Source organism: Sporosarcina sp. Marseille-Q4063, assembly GCF_018309085.1.
Lineage (GTDB): Bacteria > Bacillota > Bacilli > Bacillales_A > Planococcaceae > Sporosarcina.
Window position 1 is genome coordinate 3,014,266 of record NZ_CP070502.1, and the last position, 19,661, is coordinate 3,033,926.

General features: G+C 35.7%; 14 protein-coding genes. 9 read left to right on the plus strand and 5 right to left on the minus strand.

All coding sequences use genetic code 11. From position 1 onward, the window contains the following. Positions 1-20 precede the first annotated feature (20 nt). Together JSQ81_RS15535 and JSQ81_RS15540 are read right to left on the minus strand one after the other, a co-directional pair. Positions 21-1,103, minus strand: coding sequence for a C40 family peptidase (locus JSQ81_RS15535; protein WP_212604919.1), 1,083 nt, complete (start codon positions 1,101-1,103; stop codon positions 21-23). Between the two features lie 119 nt (positions 1,104-1,222). Next, a complete protein-coding gene (locus JSQ81_RS15540; RefSeq protein ID WP_212604920.1) occupies positions 1,223-2,320 on the minus strand; it encodes a CapA family protein in 1,098 nt (365 codons plus the stop codon). A 523-nt stretch (positions 2,321-2,843) separates the two neighbouring features. Here JSQ81_RS15540 and JSQ81_RS15545 point away from each other — a divergent pair. Then, a complete protein-coding gene (locus JSQ81_RS15545; protein WP_212604921.1) occupies positions 2,844-3,020 on the plus strand; it encodes a hypothetical protein in 177 nt (58 codons plus the stop codon). A 267-nt stretch (positions 3,021-3,287) separates the two neighbouring features. Here the strand turns inward: JSQ81_RS15545 and JSQ81_RS15550 are convergent, their stop codons facing one another. After that, positions 3,288-4,931, minus strand: coding sequence for a glycoside hydrolase family 26 protein (locus JSQ81_RS15550; protein ID WP_212604922.1), 1,644 nt, complete (start codon positions 4,929-4,931; stop codon positions 3,288-3,290). 555 nt (positions 4,932-5,486) lie between these two features. Between JSQ81_RS15550 and JSQ81_RS15555 the strand changes: the two genes are divergently transcribed. Together JSQ81_RS15555 and wecB are read left to right on the plus strand one after the other, a co-directional pair. Further along, positions 5,487-6,773, plus strand: coding sequence for a glycosyltransferase family 2 protein (locus JSQ81_RS15555; RefSeq protein WP_212604923.1), 1,287 nt, complete (start codon positions 5,487-5,489; stop codon positions 6,771-6,773). Between the two features lie 54 nt (positions 6,774-6,827). Beyond that, positions 6,828-7,949, plus strand: a complete 1,122-nt coding sequence (gene wecB, locus JSQ81_RS15560; RefSeq protein WP_212604924.1) for a non-hydrolyzing UDP-N-acetylglucosamine 2-epimerase — start codon at positions 6,828-6,830, stop codon at positions 7,947-7,949. A gap of 870 nt (positions 7,950-8,819) precedes the next feature. Here the strand turns inward: wecB and JSQ81_RS15565 are convergent. Both JSQ81_RS15565 and JSQ81_RS15570 read right to left on the minus strand, forming a co-directional pair. Continuing rightward, positions 8,820-8,996, minus strand: coding sequence for a hypothetical protein (locus tag JSQ81_RS15565; RefSeq protein ID WP_212604925.1), 177 nt, complete (start codon positions 8,994-8,996; stop codon positions 8,820-8,822). Between the two features lie 2 nt (positions 8,997-8,998). Beyond that, positions 8,999-10,156 (minus strand): CDP-glycerol glycerophosphotransferase family protein, encoded by a 1,158-nt coding sequence (locus JSQ81_RS15570; protein ID WP_212604926.1) that lies wholly within the window; start codon positions 10,154-10,156, stop codon positions 8,999-9,001. Positions 10,157-10,632: 476 nt separating this feature from the next. Here JSQ81_RS15570 and galE point away from each other — a divergent pair, with 476 nt between their 5' ends. From galE to JSQ81_RS15600, 6 genes are all read left to right on the plus strand, one after another. Beyond that, positions 10,633-11,643: a UDP-glucose 4-epimerase GalE gene (gene galE, locus JSQ81_RS15575; RefSeq protein WP_212604927.1), complete on the plus strand. Its 1,011-nt coding sequence runs from the start codon at positions 10,633-10,635 to the stop codon at positions 11,641-11,643. A gap of 41 nt (positions 11,644-11,684) precedes the next feature. After that, complete coding sequence (locus JSQ81_RS15580) at positions 11,685-12,476, plus strand: ABC transporter permease (protein ID WP_212604928.1); 792 nt, start codon at positions 11,685-11,687, stop codon at positions 12,474-12,476. 26 nt (positions 12,477-12,502) lie between these two features. After that, positions 12,503-14,137, plus strand: a complete 1,635-nt coding sequence (locus tag JSQ81_RS15585) for an ABC transporter ATP-binding protein (RefSeq protein WP_212604929.1) — start codon at positions 12,503-12,505, stop codon at positions 14,135-14,137. Between the two features lie 46 nt (positions 14,138-14,183). Next, on the plus strand, positions 14,184-15,347 hold the full coding sequence (locus JSQ81_RS15590) for a glycosyltransferase (RefSeq protein ID WP_212604930.1): 1,164 nt from the start codon (positions 14,184-14,186) through the stop codon (positions 15,345-15,347). A 4-nt stretch (positions 15,348-15,351) separates the two neighbouring features. After that, positions 15,352-18,027 (plus strand): bifunctional glycosyltransferase/CDP-glycerol:glycerophosphate glycerophosphotransferase, encoded by a 2,676-nt coding sequence (locus tag JSQ81_RS15595; RefSeq protein WP_212604931.1) that lies wholly within the window; start codon positions 15,352-15,354, stop codon positions 18,025-18,027. A gap of 69 nt (positions 18,028-18,096) precedes the next feature. After that, positions 18,097-19,644 (plus strand): glycosyltransferase family 2 protein, encoded by a 1,548-nt coding sequence (locus JSQ81_RS15600; protein ID WP_212604932.1) that lies wholly within the window; start codon positions 18,097-18,099, stop codon positions 19,642-19,644. Positions 19,645-19,661: the final 17 nt, after the last annotated feature.

Below are 19,661 nucleotides of genomic sequence, written 5' to 3' on the forward strand. Positions count from 1 at the left end.
CCTTCTTCAACTCTAAAAATTTACTTCGCAACCTCATAAAGCCGCTTATAACTATCAAACTTATCTTTCCAATAAGCATCATTTACATTATTAATCGCAACACCGCTAGAACCTGCATGAATGAAGTTACCATTTCCTAAATAAACACCCAAATGAGAAATACCCGATCGGTATGTATTTTTGAAAAACACCAAATCACCTGGTTGTGGATTGTCGATATAAAACGATCTGTTGAAATACCCAGTCGAATTCGTACGCGTCATGGAAATGCCGGCCTTGTTATGTACGTAATGGATGAATCCGCTGCAGTCAAAGCCACTAGTCGTTTGTCCACCCCATACGTAAGGAACTCCTTTTAATGCTTGCGCCGTAGCAATCAAATTCGAATAAACACCAAGGCCCGATGCAGATGCAGGAGGTGCAGCCGGTTTAGGATTCGAAACCTTATCCGTCGTAACCGTACCGCCGTTCAACGTAAGCTTTTGTCCGATATGAATGATATGCGATGTAATGCCGTTCGCTCTCATAATCTCGCTAATCGGTACACCAGAACGTGCACTAATATGTGAAAGCGTATCGCCACTCACAACAGTATACGTCGTTGCTGTAGTTGAAGGAGCAGCCGGTTTAGAAGGCGCTGCAGGTGTCGTCTGCGCAGGCGGAGTCGATCCAGCCACCGCATTCTCAACCTTCAATACTTGTCCAACACTAAGGACGTTTACGTTTCTAATATTATTCAACGATGCCAACTTCGCAACCGTCGTTTTATGAGCCGAAGCAATCGCGCCAAGCGTATCGCCACGTTTAACCGTGTAAGTACTGCTCGTCGTCGCAGCAGGAGCTGAAGTAGTTGGTGCCTTCGGCGTACTTACCGCAGTCGTGCTAGCACTCAATACAAGCTTTTGATTCGGGAAAATTAAATCCCCATTTAAATTATTCCACATCTTTATATTATTAACAGAAACATTATGGTTCATGGCAATCTTCCATAAGGAATCACCAGATTTCACATTATATGTATCTGTTGAAGCATCCGCGTCACCAACAGCAATCATTGTTGCAAGGGCAGTAGTCGCCATCACAGAAAAAACGGTTTTCTTCAATCAAGTTCCCCCTTTAAGGTTTTAGGCATTTCTATCTTTCTCTCATTCTACCTCAAAAGGAAAATTTAACAAGAACATTTTCATTACAATTATATTACAAACAGACCGAATTCGACAGCTTACTCCGCGAAAAGGGCCGCATTCATATGATCAAGAACCCAATCATTCGATACGATTTTTTCCTTTTCGACGGCAACCAGCGGCACGACGCGGAAAACCTCATTCGCATCTTTCACAACTGCCGTTGGTAAAAAGGATGGATGACTAATCGTAATCGGGGAAATCGTATTCGATTGATTCTTTTCAATCGTCAAGCGCGCAATGCCGCCAATATCCGTGTAATCAAACTTTTGCCCCGAAAAGAAATTCCCTAGTGAATAAAAAACATGCGTAGGATTGCCATTTTCGCCTTCCAACAAATCGAACTGTTGCAACACATGAGGATGATGGCCGAATATAATATCCCCGCCCGCATCCGCGATTCCCTGCGCCAGGTCTTTTTGCGTTTGATTCGGAGAAAGCTCATACTCATTCCCCCAATGCATCGAAACAACCGCAACATCCACCAACTTTTTCATCGCTTTAACTTCACGTGAAATACGCTCAGGATCGATCCGAGCCACCAAATAATCTTTACCTTCAGGCGTCGGAATCCCGTTCGTCCCATACGTATACGCCAAAAATCCAATCGTAATGCCATTGACCGTCATAATCCGCGGCTCATCTTGATCCTCAAAAGACGTATAAGCACCGACATAAGGCATGCCGTAAGATTTAATGTTTTCAATCGCCGCCAACGTCCCTTTTTCCCCGCGGTCCAACGTATGGTTATTCGCAATCGAAACCATATCCACCCCAACATCCTGCAACCCTTTAATAATATGCGCTGGACTATTAAAAGCCGGATACCCGCTATAGTCAAAAATATCCCCAGCAGGCATTGACTCCTGATTGGCCAATAAAAAATCAATCGACTCCATAGAAGCCTTCACTTCTGCGAATGAATACGCATAATCATCGTATGTGTAAAGGGGGTTGTGCAGTAAAATGTCACCGATCATCCCGATTGTCATTCTGGAAGGGGGAGTGCTGTATGTAACTTCTGTTGTTGTTTTTTCGGAAAAATCATCGGTAGTAACGACCTCTTTATTTTGTGTGAATGAACAGCCGGTTAACAGCAGTGAAAAAAATATGGAAAACGTTATGATTTTTTTCATACAATGATGACCTCCTAATTTTTTTAAAACTATATGCATATTTTTATTGACTTTTGTACCTTATCCAACATATTCGGTCTAGAATGGGCCTTTTGAATTACTATACAGTTGTTTGCAATTAAATAGAACAAGAAATACACCTATATGTGTTGTTTTCAATTTATGTGGAAATCAATGAAGTTGATAAGAAATATCAACTAAATAATATCCTATTATAGTCAAAACAATCAAATATACAGCGAAGTATCGACAATTATCATCAAGTACAGAAAAATAATAACAATAGCCTATAAAATACCCTAGAGAATGAATTAATTGACAACTCTCGTAGGAACGACGTTGACGCAGAAAATGCGTATCAATTATTAGTCAGCACTAAGGTGTACTTGTAAACGTGAAGCAAGCAAAAGAAACAGAACTTTCTCAGGCATATAAATCACCAAAATATGACGATGCACTACGGACGAATCAAAAATCAAAAATACTATTATGGGGTATGGGGTTTACTATGCGGAGGTGATGCTTGCCGAAGGGGGATGCTCGTAAAGAACTCAGAGAATTAATGAACCTGTCATCAACTGCGTTATTAGAAACTGCGGAAGACATTAGAGAAATCGAAGTAGAAAATGCATATCAATTATTGATAGTAACTATAGGTGTCCCGACAGAGATTAAATCAGCGGCGAAACAAGGACTGTAAGGTAACACTATCAAACCAGAGGCAGCTATGTTTGCAACTGGTTTGATATGCTAAGTCATATGATTACTATGATCGTATATAGGATTAATACCCTTATCGACGAAACATCCTAATATACGTTTCACAAGAAATATTTTAGGATTGTTAATAGTTCCAGGGAGAATGATAGAAAATACTTGCTTTGATTATCCACCTTAATCTTAATATTAAAAACCTGTGTAGAAAAAATCCAACACAGGTTTTTAATCCTTATGACAATAATCACGATTACCTCTCATTCGTTTCTTTTATGATGTGCGGCTCTTTAATGAGTAGTTTGTAAGTGTTTATGGTTTCTTCGTCTTGATCTAATCTGAAATCGAAATGAGCGTGTGTGCTATTAAACCAAACAATCATTTTTATATTTGGATACTTTTTTGGAATAGAGGTAAACATATTCTCAATAAACTCTGAATGTGTGCCACCCTTGGCATGACTTCCGACTTCAGCAACAATGAATGGTTTATTTGGAAACATTCGTACGTACTCGAAGTATAAATCATCGTATAGCTCATCGAATAGTCGAAACTTATTCCACTTTGTTTCCCCGAAGTTGTATGCTGTTAATCCGATTAAGTCAACATAAGAATCCCCCGGGTAATACAAACTAGCATGGTTCCATGAGAAGTAGGGATCAGAGATATTATTCGGATTCCAAACGAAATATACGTTAGCAGCACCTTCTTTTTTGTAAAGGTCTACGATTCTCCGAAACGCTAACTTGTATAAATCGGGGTCGTTAGAGGTGGTTCTATGGCTCCAATCTGACCAAGTTCCGTTCATTTCGTTACCCAAGCGAATAAGTACAGGTTTTTCTGTGGCTTTGATGTTTCTTGCCCAATCAATAATAAATTCATCGAATTCGCCATTTATAATTCCTTGGATAACCCCATCATCATGAGATTCTTTTCTTTCGAAAAGGAAAGTAATGAGAGGAACGCGATTGTCGCTGGTTAATTCATCTACAAAGTGGTCAAAATTTGAATCCATGGCTTTGTAGAACATCTGTAAACCAGTTTTAGTTTCCATTGTTTTATCCCATTCTGAAAATTGATGTGAATCTTCATGATATACCCCCATCATGAATTCGTTGTCTTTAATAGTTAATGCTCCTTTTGCTTGTTCAAACGAAATATCATGAGCAATTTCGGTTGTTTTTACTAATTCAAGTGGATCTATTTCCTTCTTTTCAATCGATTGAAAAGACTTTGCAATATCAATTAGTGTTGTGATTTGTTCTTCAAAGTTAGATTCATTTGTTTTTAGTTGCAGAGTATGTATGAATTTCCCTTTGCTAACGAAAGCGTATGCGTAATAGTTCAGGTCGCTATCGATACTACTTATTAGGGGTCTATTATATTTGTAAATTTCAATCGTAAAGCCATTGGAATTTAAATTGGTTACTTTTTTCGCATCAATATGTTTTAACGTGGTATTTATAAATCTGTGTTGGTTTGTCCAAGCCTTTTCCACATTTTGCGTGGTAATGTCGATTCGAGCGTTTCCATTAAAAAGTCTAATATAGTTAATTGGTTGGTGTGTATCGACCTGAAAGGTTTTGCTATAGGACAATGAGAATCCATGGAAATTATGGCGGAGAATGTTGTAACCATTCATTTCAGTTAAATCGTAAACCTTTTTTGGAGCAAGACTTTTACTTTCACTTTCGTTTTCCCAAAGTGTAAGAAAATTATTGTCGCGTCTGGTGTGTTCGACTTTAATTTCTTCATCCATTTTTTCTTTTGGGGAAATATAATTGGCTGTGCTCGTTGGTTCCGTTGTATCCTTCATTACTTTGCCATTATTACCAGCAAGATAAAATACGATGGAAACAAAAATAACAAAGGAAGCGGAAATTAGTATTTTTTTCAATGGATTCTCCTAATTGGTTATTATTAACTATATTCTTTTATAGATTATCCCATAAAAGTTAGATGATATGAAGTGGTAAAGTAAATTTTTTTTTAAATTGTAATAACTTCAAGTGGTGTTGTGGAATAAGCAAGTTTACAAATGCGTAGAAATAGCAAGTCCAACAACGATATGTCATAAAAAGTCAGTGTAACCGAATTCCGCTGATCTTTTAAAATCCACTTTACTCGATCCGTGGATATTTTCGATGCATTATAAACAAGCACCACCAGTTGGAGTGAAGCTTTAATTTCTTTCAGTTGGATTTGAGTCTTAGAAATTCTATTAAATGCGTTATTACTTATTCGGCAAGGGTACGCTTACAGAACGAAACACTTTCCAATAATAATTCCCTAATAATATGACTAATTATAACTTTAGACATTGATTTACTGTGTAAGTAAATGAACATATAGTACCATAGTTGTAATTATAAAGTAATGATACTATATTTGTAATGATAAAGTAATGATACTATAGTTGTGATGTTAAAGTAAATAATACCAACGTTGGAGGATGATTGAAATTTTAGAGATATTCAAATACGTGTTTATTTCCGTACAGTTTTTCCTCCTTTTCTTCTGGGCTTATTGGCTCTTTATTAGTTTCTTTGGATTCGGTAAACCAAAAAAGCAAAAAGAGCATTCACCAAAGAAAAGGTTTTTAATAATGGTGCCAGCACATAATGAAGAAGTAGTGATTGGCCAATTAGTAGATAACTTGAAGAACCTGGATTACCCAAATGAACTATATGAAATTTGTGTTATTGCCGATAATTGTACAGATAAAACTGCTGAAATTAGTCGTCATCTTGGCGCTAAAGTTATTGAACATACTTCGGCGCCTGGTGAACTAAGAGGAAAACCATATGGTATCAAATATGCAGTCGACCAATATGGGGATCGTTTAGAAAGAGATTTTGATGGGATTGCATTTTTTGATGCGGACAATTTAGTGTCGTTGAATTACCTAAAAGAGATGAATAATCATCTTTTGAATGGTGATAGACTTATTCAGTGTTATTTAGATTCGAAAAATCCAGACGATAACTGGGTTACGCTTTCATACGCGACAAGTTATTATTATATGAACCGTTCATGGCAACTTGGGAAATCGAAGATTGGTCTTCCTAATGCTGTTGGTGGAACAGGTTTTTGTGTCGATACTAAACTTTTTAATGAGGTTGGTTGGACAGCACGTTCACTTACGGAAGACCTTGAATTCACCATGCAATGTATTTTAGTAGGAGAATCAGCAAGATGGTGCCATAACGCGAGAGTTTATGATGAGAAACCAGAAAGCTTTATTGCATCATGTATTCAACGACTTCGTTGGGCAAGAGGTCATTGGGATGTTTGTATAAAATATGCACCAAAGTTACTTTTTCGTTTTATTCGACGGGGGGATATTGCCGCCTTCGATGGCGCTTTATATCTCTTTAACCCAGGGAAAATCATCTTGGCAACAATGACGGGAGCAATTCTATATTTCTCGCTTTTCAATAATATTAGTTGGTTTAAGCCGTTAATCCCTTGGCAAGTTTGGCTTGTGTGCTTAGTTTATACGCTATTCTATATAGGTCTAACATTTGTTCTTGATGCAAAAGTAAAAATAAATGTATTCAAAGGGTTTATATCACTAGTTATCTTTAATGCTTCCTATGTACCATTATTCTTCTGGTCTTTATTGACAATGAAAAATAAAACGTGGGTACGTACTGATCACTCTAGAAGTATCGCACTTAGTGAAATTAGTAACGCGCATATTGAAACGGCTGTTGGTAAAGACGAGGAGAGTAAATAAAAGTTAGTATTTATTCGCTAGAATACTTTGGTGAGTGAAGGGAATGGATTTAGAATGAGTAAAAAGTGGAAAGTAATGACTGTTTTTGGAACGAGACCGGAAGCTATTAAAATGGCACCACTAGTACTTGAGCTAGAAAAGCACAGTGAAGAGATTGACTCAATCGTAACTGTAACAGCACAGCACAGAGAAATGCTTGACCAAGTATTAGAGACATTCGAAATCACTCCGAATTACGATTTGAACATTATGAAAGATAGGCAAACACTTGTCGATGTTGCTACACGAGGACTAGAAGGCTTAGATCGTGTTATGAAAGAAGCAAAACCAGATATTGTACTTGTTCATGGAGATACTGCTACGACGTTCATAGCAAGTCTAGCAGCATTCTACAATCAAGTGGCAGTGGGGCATGTTGAAGCAGGACTACGTACATGGGACAAATATTCACCCTATCCTGAGGAGATCAACCGTCAACTTACAGGTGTTATCGCAGATCTTCATTTCGCGCCAACAGAAATGTCGGCACAAAATTTACGGGATGAAAAGAAGCAGGAAGAACGTATATACATTACCGGGAATACTGCAATCGACGCATTGAAAACAACAGTGCAAGAGAATTATTCACACCCAATGTTAGAGAAATTGGGTAATGACCGCCTTGTTCTACTAACAGCACACCGTCGCGAAAACCTAGGAGAACCGATGCGCAACATGTTTAGAGCGATCAACCGTCTACTTGCCGAACATGAAGATATCCAAGTGATTTATCCTGTTCATATGAACCCGGTAGTTCGTGAAATAGCAGATGAAATACTGGGGGACAATGATCGAGTACATTTAATCGAACCATTGGAAGTCATTGATTTTCATAACTTTGCAGCTGCCTCACATATCATTCTAACGGACTCAGGTGGTATTCAAGAGGAAGCACCTTCACTAGGGAAACCGGTCATTGTATTACGCGAATCAACCGAACGCCCAGAAGGAATCGAGGCAGGTACACTTAAGCTGGCAGGTACTGACGAAGAAAGCATCTACTTGCTCGCTAACGAACTTCTTACAGAACCGGCTGAATATGAAAGAATGGCAAAAGCACATAACCCATATGGTGACGGACGTGCTTCTGAACGAATTGTGGCGGCATTGAAGAAATATTTATCAGAAAGTCAATAATCCTTTAATTTAATAAATGGAAACTTGTAGCAACTGCACTCTGCACTATTGGCTATTAATTCTGGTTATTATTAGGGCGTGTGAGCGAACATTAACAAGATATGAATAACTAGGCAGTACAATGCAATTGTATAAATCAAAATATGAATCCAGCCAAATTAATACTTGGTTGGATTTTTTGTGTATTTATGTAAGAAGCAAAAGTTGTATCGTTTCGGTTTCATGGTCATAATAAGTATCGGCTAGTTGTATAACCAACTTAACCACCTCTGTCTAGGTGAAAAATAGCCCTTATAAAATTTTTTGTAGACAATTGAAGTGAATTCTCCAATCAAGTTACTAGTCTAAATGGATTTGCTAGACTTTGCACAACTTTTGAACTACCAGAGTCGGATAAAATAAGACTTGCTAATCGCAATCAAATCCGTCGCCTAGCCCATACCTCCTAATACGTGTTTTTTAATCCTCAACCGCGTAACGCCAAAGATCTTGGTAAGCTGAAACTTTTGTCCATAATAAAAATTCCCGAGCGATTAAAAAATGCGTGTCATGCCCATTTAACCACTTTAAACTAACAAACTGTGGAATACATGAGGATGATGACTGAAAATAATATCACCTCTTAACAATCACTTGCGCCAAGTCAATAACGACTGATTCGGGAGGGAGCTCGTATCCACGCCAGCATCTTGCAACCCTTTAATGATATGCTGCCGGACTATTAAAAGTCGGATACCCGCTTTAGTCAAAAATATCTCCCGCAGGCTTGATAGGCCATTAAAAAACAATCGATTGCATAGAAGCCTGAATTTCCGCAAACGTTACGCATAGTCATCTGATGTGCAAAGCGGATTAAGCAAAAAAATATCTTCAATCATGCCGATTATCATTTTGGTTGGGGGTATTATGTGTAGCCGAAGCAACCTCTTTCCCTGCAAAATCCTTTGAATGGCGACCGTCTATTTTTGGGGCCGATGAATAGACGGATAACAGCACTGTAAGCAACAGTAAGAATAGCACCTTTTCATAATCATGACTCCAACCCATAATTATTCCTTCAAGTAGCCTATAAGTGCTTTAGAAGATTCACCGTCGGAATATCGATTCCAACGATTTGAAAAATGCTGTATTCGTTTCTTATCAAACTCATCATTTCGTATTAATTCAATAATCTCATCCGTCGATTGCACAATTGGTCCCGGCACAACATCCTCATAAGAAGACCAAAAGCCGCTTTCTTTCTCATAATCATCCAAATCATACGGAAAAAATATCTGTGGACGATTCAATAACGCAAACTCATACGGCATCGACGAATAATCGGATAGTAAATAATCCGTCACCAATAACAAATGATTAACATTCGGATAAGCCGAAACATCAATTATCCCGTCTAAACGTGAGTCCACATAATTCATTTTAACTGCAGGATGCATGCGAATTAACAACATAAATTCCGGTCCAAGCGCCGTTGTCATTTTCTCGATTTCTAGCCCGATTTCCTGACCTTCTAATTCATCACGGCGAAAAGTAGGCGCATATAAAATAACTTGCTTCGATTCAATCCCTGGATAGGTAGCATAGACCTCGTTAATGGCAGCAGACTTCGCCACTTCATCATAGAAAAAATCAGTCCGCGGAATCCCAGTCTTCAAAAACTGTTCATCTTTTAAATTAAAAGCCTTTTTAAAAACAGGAATCATCGAATCGGATCCGACAACAACCTTGTCGAAACGCGCATACACGCTCTTAAATCGCTTCTGTGCAGACGAGGTCCTGTCGTAAAATGTCGGGTCTTCCATCCCGAATCTTTTCACAGCCCCCGCAGCATGCCAAAGCTGAATGCATTCAACACCTGGTTTAAAATTCATCACACTTAAAAACGCAAAATAATTATCGACAAAAACATGTCGGGCTGTCGCCAAATGGTAAATACTCTTCACATACTGAATTATATTCAAGCTATCAAAAGAAATGATTCGTTTCTCATTCAAATCCAATTGATCAAATGAATAATTACTTTTTCGAGAACGCAAAACCACCACATCAGCTTGTTGCCGTCGAAGAACCTCACGTGCCACATAATCGATGTTATCTCCGAAACTGGAAACGAAAACGTATTTGTTTTGGACGGGGAAAAGTTTAGTGATAGTGAAGATTGATTTTGTTAGGAATAAATATATAGTAATAAGGAATTCTTTGAGCAAATTAACACCTTCTTTATTTATAAAAACCATTTAATCTGGTTTATGTTCAATAATTATAACAGAGATTATATGTATTTATTTAAAATGGTTAATTACGTAATTATCAAGTTACTTTTCGCAACTATATCTATTGTAGTGCATTTAATAAATAATTGATTAGTGGATGGGTGAATAAGATGACAGCGCTTATGTTTTCTAATAGAATATCTCTTCATTTCGGCTATCCCTTAATATACGAAGGAGTTTCTGTAGTTTAGATATATTTCTTCGATTAATGTGCATGCCTATGATAAGATGTGTAAGTGATATTGTTGGAACACTCCTTAAAATAGATTTCGGAGAGATACTTTATTTTTGGTGAATATTATTATTTCTTAAGCATCATGGGATTATGAAATCAAATCTAATAGGTATATGGTTAAATGCTTAAGGGGATAATACCTAGATACTTAATTATAATTAAATGAGGGATTAATATGACGATATTGGTAACTGGTGGAGCCGGCTTTATTGGAAGCCATGCTTCCGTTGAATTATTGGAAAAAGGATATGATATTGTAGTTGTCGATAACTTATCCAACAGTGAAATTGATTCTATTAATCGTGTTAAGGAGATAACGGGGAAAGATTTTCCGTTTTACCAGTATGATTTATTAGATTATGAATCATTAAAAAAACTTTTTGCGAGTTACAATTTTGACGCGGTTATGCACTTTGCTGGCCTCAAGGCTGTCGGGGAATCTGTTGAAATTCCATTGGAATATTATCATAATAATATCACAGGCACGATAAATTTATGTAATGTTATGAAAGAATTTGGAGTGAAAAAGTTAGTATTCAGTTCATCAGCAACTGTTTATGGTAATCCCGATCAAGTACCTATAGATGAAACCTTTCCACTCTCGGTAACAAATCCATATGGTCGGACTAAACTAATGATTGAAGAAATCTTACAAGATTTATATAAGTCAGATCAATCTTGGCGAATTACTATATTAAGGTATTTTAATCCGATTGGAGCGCACGAAAGTGGTAGAATTGGTGAGAGTCCTAAAGGAATCCCAAACAATTTAATGCCCTATATTACTCAAGTTGCAATAGGGAAGAGAAAAAAACTTCAAGTGTTTGGTAATGATTATGAAACATATGACGGAACAGGCGTAAGAGATTATATACATGTGGTGGATTTAGTGAAAGGCCACTTGAGTGCTCTTCAGTATTTAGATGAACATGAAGGTATTGAAACATTTAACCTTGGGACAGGTACAGGATATAGCGTTTTAGATTTAATTAGTAACTTTAGTGAAGTTACTACTAAGGAAATACCATATGAAATTGTTGGCAGGCGTTCAGGAGATATCGGAATATGTTATGCAAATCCTGAAAAGGCTGAAAAAATCCTAGGGTGGCGGGCTGAGAAGGATTTAATTGAAATGTGTAAAGACTCTTGGAAGTGGCAATTAAATAATCCAAATGGATATCAATAAATTATACCTATTATGTTAGGTTGGTCCAAAGGAGAAAACTTATGTTTACAATATACAAGGAAATGTGGAATCGCCGAAAAATGATTCATACTCTTTCCCTACAGGAGATAAAAAAAGAATACGCCGGTACACTTTTAGGCTTCGTGTGGGGATTGGTGAATCCGCTCATGCGAATTGCAGTATTTTGGTTTGTGTTTAGCGTCGGTGCCCGTGCTGGGGGACCTGTCAATGGGGCCCCTTTTATGCCCTGGTTGGCAATCGGAATGGTTGCTTGGTTCTTTTTAAATGATTGTTTTCGTCTCACTCAAAAATCGTTTCGGAGTAAACGCAGCATAATTAAAAACACACCATTTCCAATCGCGATTTTACCGGCAGTTCAGATTTTATTTTCTTTTTATACTCACCTTATTTTACTGGCAGTTATTTTTATCGGAATGGTCATTTATTTTCAATCGGTCTCGATTTATTGGCTGCAAATTCTCTATTACGATTTTGCTGCAATCATGCTACTTATAGGTATAGGGTCAGTTACAGCGCCATTAGTAGCAATCAGTAAAGATGTTGGTCGCTTTTTAGATACAATATTGGTGTTTCTGTTTTGGATGACACCTATTTTTTGGTCTGTTGACAATGTTGGGGCACTTGAAAATGTGGTGAAAGTTAATCCATTTCATTACATTGTACAAGGATATCGTGATTCATTTTTCTATGATGTAAGCTTTTGGGAAAAGCCGCTTTATACATTATATTTTTGGGTATTGGTATTAGTGGTATTTATGCTTGGAAATTATTTACACAAACGATTAAAGCCAATATTCCTTGATACTTTATAACTTTCACCTGTGAAAGGCGGACTACTATGGAAATCGCTGTTAGCGTAAAAGAAATAACAAAAAAATATAAGCTATATGAAGATAATTGGGGACCACTCAAAGAAATCTTCTTTAATAAAAAACTTCATAATGAGTTTTTTGCACTTAAAAATATTTCACTTGATTTTCCCAAAGGGGAATCCATCGGTGTCCTGGGGAAGAATGGTTCTGGAAAATCTACGTTACTCAAGATTATCACCGGTATCGCCGAACCTACTACTGGCTCAGTAGATGTCAATGGGACAATAGTTTTTTTGGACGTGAGTTCAGGCATAGATTCAGAATTAAGTGGTTATGATAATATTTTTATGAAGGGTATTTTATTAGGATATACGAAAGAGGAAATGATGGAAAAAGTTGATGATATTATCGAGTTTTCCGAGTTGGAAGAATTTATCTATCAACCAGTAAAAAATTACTCATCTGGAATGAGAGCAAAGCTTGGATTTGCAATTTCTGTAAACGTAGATCCTGATATACTAATTGTTGATGAGGCTTTAGCTGTCGGCGATTCGTTATTTAGAGCGAAATGCATGAATAAAATGAATGAATTTAAAGAACAAGGAAAAACAATTATATTTGTCAGTCATGATAAAAACGCTGTTGAATCCTTTTGTTCAAAAGCTGCATGGATTCACCAAGGCGAATTAATTACTTATGGGGATTCAAAGGTTGTAGGTTCAATTTATAATGAATTTATGAGTGGAAAAAAGAAACTTAGTGCCATACGTTCCGAAATCCACTTCAACCATGCGATTGAGCAAGTCTCCTATAATATTGAAAAGACAGGTTTTTCAATTGGTATAGATGGATATTTTTATGGTCAGAAGAATATTGATTTCAATAATCAGATTGATTTGGTTCTTCGTGATATGCGGACAGGAGAGGCGATATCGAAACCTCTTGAAATAAAATCTTATTCAGAAAAGGCAATGGGGAATGCCGGGTTCTCAATTCAGTTTAACGAAAAAGAATTCCCGCATTTTTTTAAACCTGGAAAGATATCCTTCAGAGTTCGCTATAAGAATGAGGAAAAAAAGCTAATTGAATTTCCTTTGTGGGCTCGAAAGGTTAATATTATAGAACCTGAACGAAAAACAGGGAATTTCCTGTATAAATTAACAATCAATAACAATAATCTAGAGTTGACAATAGACAACCGCGACAAAGTAGAACAACAAGTAAATAGGATTTGGTTTAAAGAAAATAACGTTAATATAGAAGGTGTTGCATTTGTAAAAGGGTATGAAACTAAAAGCAATAACGACGTAAAAATGAACCTTCAATTAACGAATTTAAAGGACCTCGAAAAATATGAATTTCCTGTCATAATAAATGAGACCGATGAAATTACTGAAAATCCGAACTATAATCCACAAGGAAATGTATACAATTTTTCCCAATACAATGTTGAGATTGATTTAAGTAATTTAAAGAACGGTAAATATGAATGTAAATTAATATACCAAATGAATGAAAGTCCTTTTTATGAGTTCATTAATTTAGTGTGGGCAACAAGAAACGATCGATATCCGACTAAGCCACATATCTTTAATAATCAAGTAATTGAAATTAATACAGAAACAAAATATCTTCAAATTGAAAAGAAGGCTACTAATTAAAAAACGATTAAATGGCCTATTAAATACGTTTGCAAGGAGTATAAGCATGAAAAGCAAGAATATAGTTTTTCTTTTAAATGAATATAACGGTCACGGGGGCGCCCAGCGTGTAGCCTCTATTCTGGCAGATGAATTTATTAAAGATGGCAATAATGTAAGTGTTTTGAGTATTAATGAACAAAAAGATGCTCCTAGTTATTTTTCCGAAGATATTCCTGTTAAAGTATTACACAGAGACGGGTATCGTGCTCCGAACCCAATAGAGATATCTTCTAATTTTAAGGCACTAAAGTTTGGGAAGGTCGGAGCAGAACTAAAACGTCGTTATCTTTTGAAAAAGAAAAAGACAGAAGTTCAGGAGTATTTTGATGTTTATGGGGAGCAAACGGTGTTTTTGATTGCAATTCAAGTTTACGGGATGCAATGGATTGAACCATTATTGTTTAAGCAAAATATTAAAATCATCGGTCAAAGTCATGAAAGTGTCGCTGCTTCCAGAGGGTCACGTCGATACAAAAACATTTATAAACATTATCGTCAGGTATCAAAGTTTTTATTGTTAACCCAAAAGGATGCCGACTATTTTGAGCGTGCAGGATTTATCAATACAGCTGTTTTGCATAATCCATCTCCATTTCGGGCTCAAGTAGCCCCCACAAAATTGTATTCGAATAAAACGGTTGTGTCATCGGGTAGGCTTGTTGATGGAAAAGGCTTCGATATATTAATTGAAGCTTTTACAAAAATAGCGGAAGATATACCGGATTGGAAATTGCATATTTATGGAGAAGGTCCTGCCAAAAAATCGCTGAAAAATCTTATTAATATTTATGATATGGAAGATCGTATTGTATTAAAAGGACAAACGGAAAATATTCAGTCTGCTCTAACTCAATCCAGTTTCTTTGTACTATCATCTAAAGCCGAGGGCTTACCAATGTCCCTTATTGAGGCTCAGTCGTGTGGACTTCCATGTATTTCGACAGACTGTGCACCTGGTATTAGAGAAATCCTTGATGAATATAAAAATGGTTATATTGCCCCGGTGGATGATGTACCGCTTATAGCAAGACATATTAGACGTCTTGCACAGAATCCAGAAATTTTTGAGTCATTTAGCCATGACGCTTATACTAATAGTGCGAAATTCGAAAAGAATTTCATTAAAAATCAATGGTATGATTTATTTGAAGAACTGGGAGGTAAATAACGAGATGGTTAATGTTAATAATACACAACTAAATCAAAAGCCACCTAAACTCTCGGTAATTGTTATCGCTTATAATAATGAAATATATATAGAAGAAGCGTTAGAGTCATTGGATGCACAAACATTTGATGATATGGAAGTTGTCGTAGTAAATGATTTTTCCTCAGACAGTACTGGTGAATTGATTAACCGCTTTGTTGAGGGTAAACCTAAATTTAAGGCTATTCATCTTCCTGAGAATAGCGGTGGGTGTAGTACGCCAAGAAATACAGGTATCGCAAATACGACGGGTGAGTATGTAATGTTCCTGGATGGCGATGATTGGTATACCATTGACGCATGTGAAAAAATGGTTGCTGGAATGGAAAGGACTCAATCTGATTTCGTTGCGGGACAAGTAATCCGTACAAACAATTACGAGATTTGGTATCATCGACAAATTTATTCAAGGGAACACACAAATATCAACATTAGAGAATTTAGTATGCTGTTGTTTGACAGTTTATCGGTAAATAAAATTTATAAACGTTCTTTTTTAGATAAACATAAATTGCGTTTTCCAGAAGGTATCCATTATGAAGATATATATTTCACTGGACAAGCATATTTTTTAGCGGAGTCAGTTAGTATCATTCCGGAACCAATCTATTACTGGCGGGTAGTGGAAGATGCTGATGTTAAATCAATTACGAATAGGCGCTTTGATTTCGATAACTTCAAAAATCGCATAATCGCTCACAGGTTGTTTGATCAATTCTTACAAGATAATGGCGATATTCTGTACCAAACGCATAAAAATAATAAGTTTTTACGTCATGATCTAAAATTATATACAAATGATTATTTGCTTTTTGATGAAGATTATAAGAACCGGTTCCATAAAATGACTTTCGACTATTTACGGGAGACCATGGATGAGTACGAATTCATTAGATTACCCGAAAATGAACGTATTATGTATTATCTTTTGTTTATTGGCGATAGAGAAGCTTTCGATGACTATGTTTTTTATAAGAATAATTTACCGACGAAAAGTAATCGGATTTATAATGTTGGCAGTTCATATTATTTTAGGTCCTCTATTTCTAACGATAAGAATGAAAAGTTTCTTGGTATAACACAACCTGAAATTAACTACAATATTAATGATATTAATCTCGAAAAGAACAATCTTACATTTCATGCCGATGTACAAGTAGGCTCGATTGATAATTCGGAAATCACTTCTTTTTGGGTGCTTAGAAATAGGCAGACAGGCGCTACTATTCATAACGAACATTCCGACAACGGTAATGTTAATTTTAATCTGAATCAGATGGAACCGGGTAATTACTATTTGTCATTATTCGTAAGACATATGGGAAATCTGCATAAAAGTTTAGTTAAGAACTCCAATGTATCGGAATTATCAAATGTTGAAGTCAAAGATCAAAAACTGTCAAAAAGCATATTTATAAATCAAAATAATTCATTTGCGATTAAAGTAAGACCTATACAGAAATTAGAGCAGTTTAAATGGATGTATAATAAAAGGAAGTCTGCGAAGCCAATTCGTAGGCCGGGTATAATTCAAACAAAATTAACTAGTTATACAAGGAAAATCATTAAAAAACTTCCTGTCCGCTCTAAGTGGATATTGTTTGAAAGCAATATGGGGAAACAATATAGTGATAATCCAAAATATATTTATAAAATGATGTCTGAAACCCAAAATGATTATAAATACATATGGTCATTTGAAGATCCTAAAGCAATTAAGTTACCGAGACCAGCAGTCAAAGTTAAGAGAAACAGCCTAAAGCATTTTTACTATCTAAACCGTTCCAAATATTGGGTTGATAATCAAGGAATGGCCCATCTCACCGAGAAGAAAGAACAACAAATATATTTGCAAACTTGGCATGGTACTCCCTTGAAGAAAATGGGATATGATCAAAAGAAATTGCCAAGTAAAGCAGAATTAGATAGGTTGAAAATCCAAACTAAAGCTTGGGATTACTTTGTTTCACCTAATGCATATAGTACCAATATCTTTAAAAAAGCATTTAGATATGGTGGGGAAATCATAGAATCAGGTTATCCAAGAAATGATATATTAATTAACCAAAGACGAGAAGTTATCCAGAAGGTCCAAGATCGCTTTGAGATTGGCTCGGAGAAAAAAGTTATACTGTTTGCACCAACTTTCCGAGATTGGGATCCCGATTCTTTTCAAAAGGTAATTAAGGATATGCAAGCGATTAGTCAAGAAATTGATGATAATTCAATTGTGTTATTGCGGCTACATTATTTATTATCAAACAAGATTTCCCAAGCAGATCTGCCATCTAATGTGATCAATGTATCTACTTACAATGATATTCAAGAGCTATATTTATTAGCGGATGTTTTAATCACAGACTATTCATCAATAATGTTTGATTATGCATTGTTGAAGCGTCCAATTATTCTCTATTGTTATGACTTGGAGGAATATGTCACTAGAAGAGGGATGTATTTTGACCTGATTGAAAAGGCACCAGGACCAATTTGTCGAACAATCGATGACGTTTTATATTATTTAAATCACCAGGAAAACGATGAAATTTTTGATGAACATTTAGAACGTTTTATCAATGAATTTGGTAGTCTTGAAATTGGACGTTCCGCTTCCAGGGTGATTGAGCAAGTTTTTAAATGAAGCTAATAAGAAGAGTTGCATTTTATGCAACTCTTCTTATTGCTAATATCAGATAAAGGAGTGGAGATTTTGTCCGAACTCGTATCTATTATAATTCCTGTTTATAATGCAAAACCTTTCATCGAATCTTGTTTAAATTCAGTAGCTAATCAGGACTATCAATTTTTAGAGGTAATAATTATTAATGACGGCTCGACTGATGGCAGTGAAGACTTAATTAAAGAATATATAAAAAACGATACTCGATTTAAGTTGTTTTCTCAGGAAAATCATGGCTTAGGGTATACGCGTAATAGGGGGATATCTCTAAGTAATGGTAAATATATTTTCTTTTTAGATTCAGATGATATAATACCCCGAAATTCAATTCGGTCACTTGTAACTGCAGTTGAAAAAAACAATGCTGATTATGCTGTTGGAAAAGTAATTCGGTTTAATACGGAACGAAAGTATATACCAATTAGGCATTTAGAATTTAATTTATATAATAAAAACATTTCAACGACAGTTTTAAAAAATCCAGAAATGATGCAAGACAGTATAGCTTGCAATAAGCTGTGGAAAAGGGACTTTTTAGTTGATAATAATTTGTTTTTTCAGGAAGACAGATATTACGAGGACTTAACACTGACAATGAAAGCAGCAGTTATTGCGAATGAAATAGAAGTGATTACTGAAGTTGTTTACCATTGGCGTGTTAGAGAGAATGAAAATAAACCTTCTATTACACAGCAGCAAATGAAACTAAAGAATACATTGGATAGGCTGGATGCTTTATCGTACAACAGACAATGGTTAATAACATCAGGTAGAGAAAAACGACTTATTGAAGAAAATGATTTGAAAAGTTTATTGGATGTTTTAAGACTTCATGTTAATAAGTATTCCTTAATTAAGAAGGAAGAAATGGAGGAATGGAAAGAAAGTGTCATTTCATTTTTAAAACAAATACCTTTAAACATTGTCGGAAAATTACCCGAGAAAGAAAAAGAATTATATAAGTTGTTAATGAATCGGAATTACTTGGATCTTATGCTGTTTTCTCAAATGTTAACGAACACCGAAAAAAATCCCATTGTTATTCAGAGGAAAAAAAGTTTCGTTCTTAAAGCAAAAGATAATACATACGAGGTGACTCATTACTTAAAACCAACTATGGTTGTAAGAAAAGTTGAACAGTTAAATTCGGAATGGAAGTTAAGTGGTGACTTAATTATACCTAAAGCTTCCTATAAAACTGATGGGAAGATTTTTATCATTAGTAGAAAAGAAAAAGATGTTATCTATTCAGGAAATGTAAACTTAAATCCCGTAACTGAAAATTCCTGTTATCCATATGAAAAGTTATTATTTCAAGTTAATTTAGATACAAAAGTATTTTTAAAATATAAAAACGATTATATCTTTGATTTCTATTTTCATTTAGAAGAATATCCAAGTTATGGTTCCGCACGGGTTAGGCTTGGGTCAAACACTAAATCCAAATTCAATATTAAGAATAGAAATAGAGCCATTTCTTTATATCGCACAAATTTTGGAAACTTGAGTATTAGGATTCAAAAATACCATGCGGTTAAACTCTTTTTAAAAAAATGTCTATCTTTTATTAAAAAATAAAAATTCTAAATATACTT

Coding starts and splice junctions, on each gene's coding strand:
- JSQ81_RS15555 (WP_212604923.1), top strand. CDS start 5,487: ATGATTGAAATTTTAGAGATATTCAAATACGTGTTTATTTCCGTACAG.
- wecB (WP_212604924.1), top strand. CDS start 6,828: ATGAGTAAAAAGTGGAAAGTAATGACTGTTTTTGGAACGAGACCGGAA.
- JSQ81_RS15595 (WP_212604931.1), top strand. CDS start 15,352: ATGGTTAATGTTAATAATACACAACTAAATCAAAAGCCACCTAAACTC.
- galE (WP_212604927.1), top strand. CDS start 10,633: ATGACGATATTGGTAACTGGTGGAGCCGGCTTTATTGGAAGCCATGCT.
- JSQ81_RS15565 (WP_212604925.1), bottom strand. CDS start 8,996: ATGGGTTGGAGTCATGATTATGAAAAGGTGCTATTCTTACTGTTGCTT.
- JSQ81_RS15585 (WP_212604929.1), top strand. CDS start 12,503: ATGGAAATCGCTGTTAGCGTAAAAGAAATAACAAAAAAATATAAGCTA.
- JSQ81_RS15590 (WP_212604930.1), top strand. CDS start 14,184: ATGAAAAGCAAGAATATAGTTTTTCTTTTAAATGAATATAACGGTCAC.
- JSQ81_RS15540 (WP_212604920.1), bottom strand. CDS start 2,320: ATGAAAAAAATCATAACGTTTTCCATATTTTTTTCACTGCTGTTAACC.
- JSQ81_RS15580 (WP_212604928.1), top strand. CDS start 11,685: ATGTTTACAATATACAAGGAAATGTGGAATCGCCGAAAAATGATTCAT.